Below are 3,416 nucleotides of genomic sequence, written 5' to 3'. Positions count from 1 at the left end.
GCACGATTCCACGGGGGCACCACACATGGCCGACGACTACATCGGCGTCAGCTTCAGCACACTGCGCGAAGCCGCCGGCGAACTCGAGGACATCCAGGTCGTCACCACCGGCCACGCCAACTACGCAGAGGCCCACCGCGCCGTCCTGCGCGGCTGGGGAACCGCCTGATGGGCACGCCTGTCCCCGAGCCTGCGCCGTCGACCACACCTCCGGCCGGCGAGGCCACTCCTGGCCCTCCGCAGGTCCCCGACCCGGAACCATCGCTCCACGCCCGGGAAGACCCGCCGCCGCCCGCAGCAAGAGAGTGGGACGGACGTCCGAGTGCCAGGCGCCGCAGGTGGGAGCGTGATCAGCTCAGGCCGACCGCACCCGACGCAAATGGCGCGTTCGAGATCAGGACCGGACACGTCTATTACACGTCGGCACTCGTTCGGGACGAACAATTCAATTTTCACAAAGCTGCTCTGAACCTGGTCGATGGCGTCGGTGGATGGAGCCAGACGCAGGTGGCAGGACGTGGCCACGGCGCAGACGCATTTGCCGATGCGTACGCAGACATGGCGGAACGCTTCCTGAACCTCTGGTCGAAGTGCATCGACAGCATTGGCGGTGTCGCGGTCGGCCTCACGGAGACGGCAAACAACTATGTGCGGGCTGACTGGGCCTCACGCCAATCCAATCGCCGGCATCAGATCGAAGCACCTCCCCTCCGGACTCCGCCCATAGGCGTCGGACATGTCACGTACGGACCCGCATCCTCGATCAAGTGGACCGGCACCGGAGATGCCAGTGGCCCATTGCTGGCGTGGGTTGGCAACGGACCTGACTGGCTGGCTGAGCAGATCGACGAGGCCGTAGAGCACGTACTGCGACTGGGTAAGACGGTTGAGGTCACGCCCGGGCCTTGGACCGACGAACTCCGTGCAATAGGAAACGCCTGGGAATCGGCAGGTAAAGAGGCGAGAAAGTCCGCCGGTGGTTTCCGCGACGCCATCTCGTACCTTACCGACAGCAGTCATAGCGAATGGCAAGGGGCGATGAATGCCTTCTGTCAGGCGATTTGGGGCACGACGGCATGGGGACAACGCCGCGACGAGACCGGCGAGACGGTACCCAAAGGTTCATCAGACGGCAGGGACTGGCGAACCAATCCCCGGATTCCCTCGGAGAACCGGCGGCCCATCATTGAGGTCCTTGAGAAAACCGGAAAATCGGTCCGGGATGCCTTCCATGAAGCTGCCGATGCCGCGGACAAGTCGACTGCGACAACTTCGCGACTTGCGAAAGAGGCCGCGGACGCCACCCTGAAGGACCTTACGATCGGACTCGACCTCGGAGAATTGACCCGCCTTGGCGCAACACTGGCCTTCGGTGAAATAACTGCTACCTTTGCCTCGCACATGGACAAGGCTGGTGCCGATGCGGCAGTGGACGCGCAACATTTAGCATTCCATAATGCAGCCGCATCTATACGGGCACTCCTGCCGGAGCTGGATGAGGCACTCCTGAGCGCACCGACTTTCGAGGCGGAGGCGGCCCGAGCTCGAGCATTCGGCGCCCGCGCCATGGACGAGTTCAGACCGCGTCACCGCTGGACCAAGGAGGGACACACCAGCCTGGGGATCTACCAGATCGACCTGGCGTCCTCTGAATGGATGGAGAACTCCCATACCGTCAACAAGCATGTCGGCCTAACCGACGAACAGCTTGCCCAGCGCCTTCGGGATGACCTCAAGAAAGGTCCTCGCCCTGGTACAGAATGGGAATACGGCCAGCCAATACCTGCCAGAGCCTCGACGTTTACCGACATGGATGCCGCTCAGCGCCACACGCAATACAATATAGACAGGAATGCAGAGATAATCAAGAAGTGGATTGAGTCGGAACCCGCACCGGGCGCTCGACTAGATATCGCCGTGGACCACCCCGCCGACCCGGAAGAAAGTAGCGGGCGTGCCATCGACAAGGAGGCAATGAAGGCAGAACCGTTTCCGTCCGGCCAAGCCAGAGATGTTAAAGGAATTGAAAGCCGCCTTGTGTACAATGAAGACCTTGATCCTCCTTTCACCGTCCTGACATCCATGCCGATGGACCCCGGCAAGGGGAAAGATAGACAGTGAGTACCTAGGCTTCTGGAAGGAGGGCGCTGGTGAATGACGTTGGACGCGGCGCCTGGACGGCTGCACTGCAACTTTTCAATGACTCCTACACCGTGGTCGCAGTCAGCGCTCGAATTCACGCGGACTGGCGGTACGATGCAGTCGCCACGCTTCGGCGTGAGCGGAATGACCCCCGCGGTTGGGAGGCAGTGTGGTGGGACGAGTACGACCACACTCCTGACCGCCCTTTCTTTCCTTTTCGTCCGACAGATGCTGCGTCCTTTGACAGCGGCCTGGCGGAGATCACCGAGAAATCAGCGGCCACGCTCCTTGTTTCTATGTCCGCCGACTCATTTCGGGTATCGCGAATTGACGACTTCTCGCACAAGAGAAGTGCTTTGCTGGAACAGGCGCGAACGCTTCTCTCCAGATTCGGGAGCCGGGGTACTTTCTATACTAATTCTGGCTACGCGCGCGACGCCGCAGACCACGATTTCTTCGAATCAGCCGCATGGGTCAATCCTTACAGTGAGCATGCATTTGATTTGGGACTCGTCGCTCTGACGGACGACGAAGTGGGCATTTTCTGGTCCTTCGACGCGAGCTGACAGGCGAACTCAAGCATGCGCACCAGATCCGTCACCTATCCCGACCGGGAGACCGCCCAGTGGGCGACCCAGCAGGTCGTGACCGCCAATGAGCAGGTCGTTCACCGCTGGCTGGCCCAGTCGACCCGGCAGAGGCTGACCATCGAGGCCGCCTGGCCGTCCCGCCCGGAGCCCGTAGGGCGCGTGCTGCTCCAGGCGATGCTGCTCGCCGGCCGGGAGCCGGTCGACGTGCGAGCTGCCAGGGTGATCCTGAAGCGGGACGAGGCCGGCCCGCATGGCTGCACCGTCCACGCCACCTTCCCGATCTGCCTCTGGAGGCAGCATTCGTGTCCCTGAAGCCGCGCGACCACGATCGCAAGTACGGCGAGCTGGACCACGTCGTCCGCGCCTACCTGGGCCGCACCGGCGACGACGAGGAGCCCTTGACGGCGTACCTCCGTCACACCTGGCGCACCCGCCTCTGGGCCATCCCGATCGCCGAGGAACAGCTGCCCGCCTATGCCGACAATCCGCCCGGACGGCTTCGGCTACGCCTCGGCGAGTTCTACCCGGTACCCGACGTCGGACTGCCGGACCCCGAGATTCAGGCCTGGCTGGTGCGCCTTGCCGACCGGACAGCGGCCTGGTCGCCCAACTGACCGGCGAGGTCCACGACCTGCTCACGCTGCCCTTGGACGAGACCGACTACGCGCTCGCCGTCACCGAACT

At 62.9% G+C, this 3,416-nt stretch carries 4 protein-coding genes; all 4 read left to right on the top strand.

Going from position 1 to position 3,416, the window contains the following annotated elements; all coding sequences use genetic code 11:
* Positions 1–168 precede the first annotated feature (168 nt).
* From ACWGH4_RS33060 to ACWGH4_RS33045, 4 genes are read left to right on the top strand one after another with little or no spacing between them, the layout of a single operon-like run.
* Positions 169–2,121 (top strand): RNase A-like domain-containing protein, encoded by a 1,953-nt coding sequence (locus tag ACWGH4_RS33060; protein ID WP_453467351.1) that lies wholly within the window; start codon positions 169–171, stop codon positions 2,119–2,121.
* A gap of 29 nt (positions 2,122–2,150) precedes the next feature.
* Complete coding sequence (locus ACWGH4_RS33055) at positions 2,151–2,708, top strand: hypothetical protein (protein WP_453467349.1); 558 nt, start codon at positions 2,151–2,153, stop codon at positions 2,706–2,708.
* 15 nt (positions 2,709–2,723) lie between these two features.
* Complete coding sequence (locus ACWGH4_RS33050) at positions 2,724–3,044, top strand: RNase A-like domain-containing protein (protein WP_453467347.1); 321 nt, start codon at positions 2,724–2,726, stop codon at positions 3,042–3,044.
* Entirely contained in the window at positions 3,035–3,346 is a 312-nt protein-coding gene (locus tag ACWGH4_RS33045) for a hypothetical protein (RefSeq protein ID WP_453467344.1), read from the top strand. Before ACWGH4_RS33050 ends, ACWGH4_RS33045 begins: the two co-directional genes overlap by 10 nt.
* The last annotated feature ends 70 nt before the right edge of the window (positions 3,347–3,416 follow it).

The sequence above is a fragment of the Streptomyces sp. NPDC054847 genome (assembly GCF_053610925.1).
Note: the sequence above shows the minus strand (reverse complement) of the source record. Positions and strands in the feature narration are given on the sequence as shown.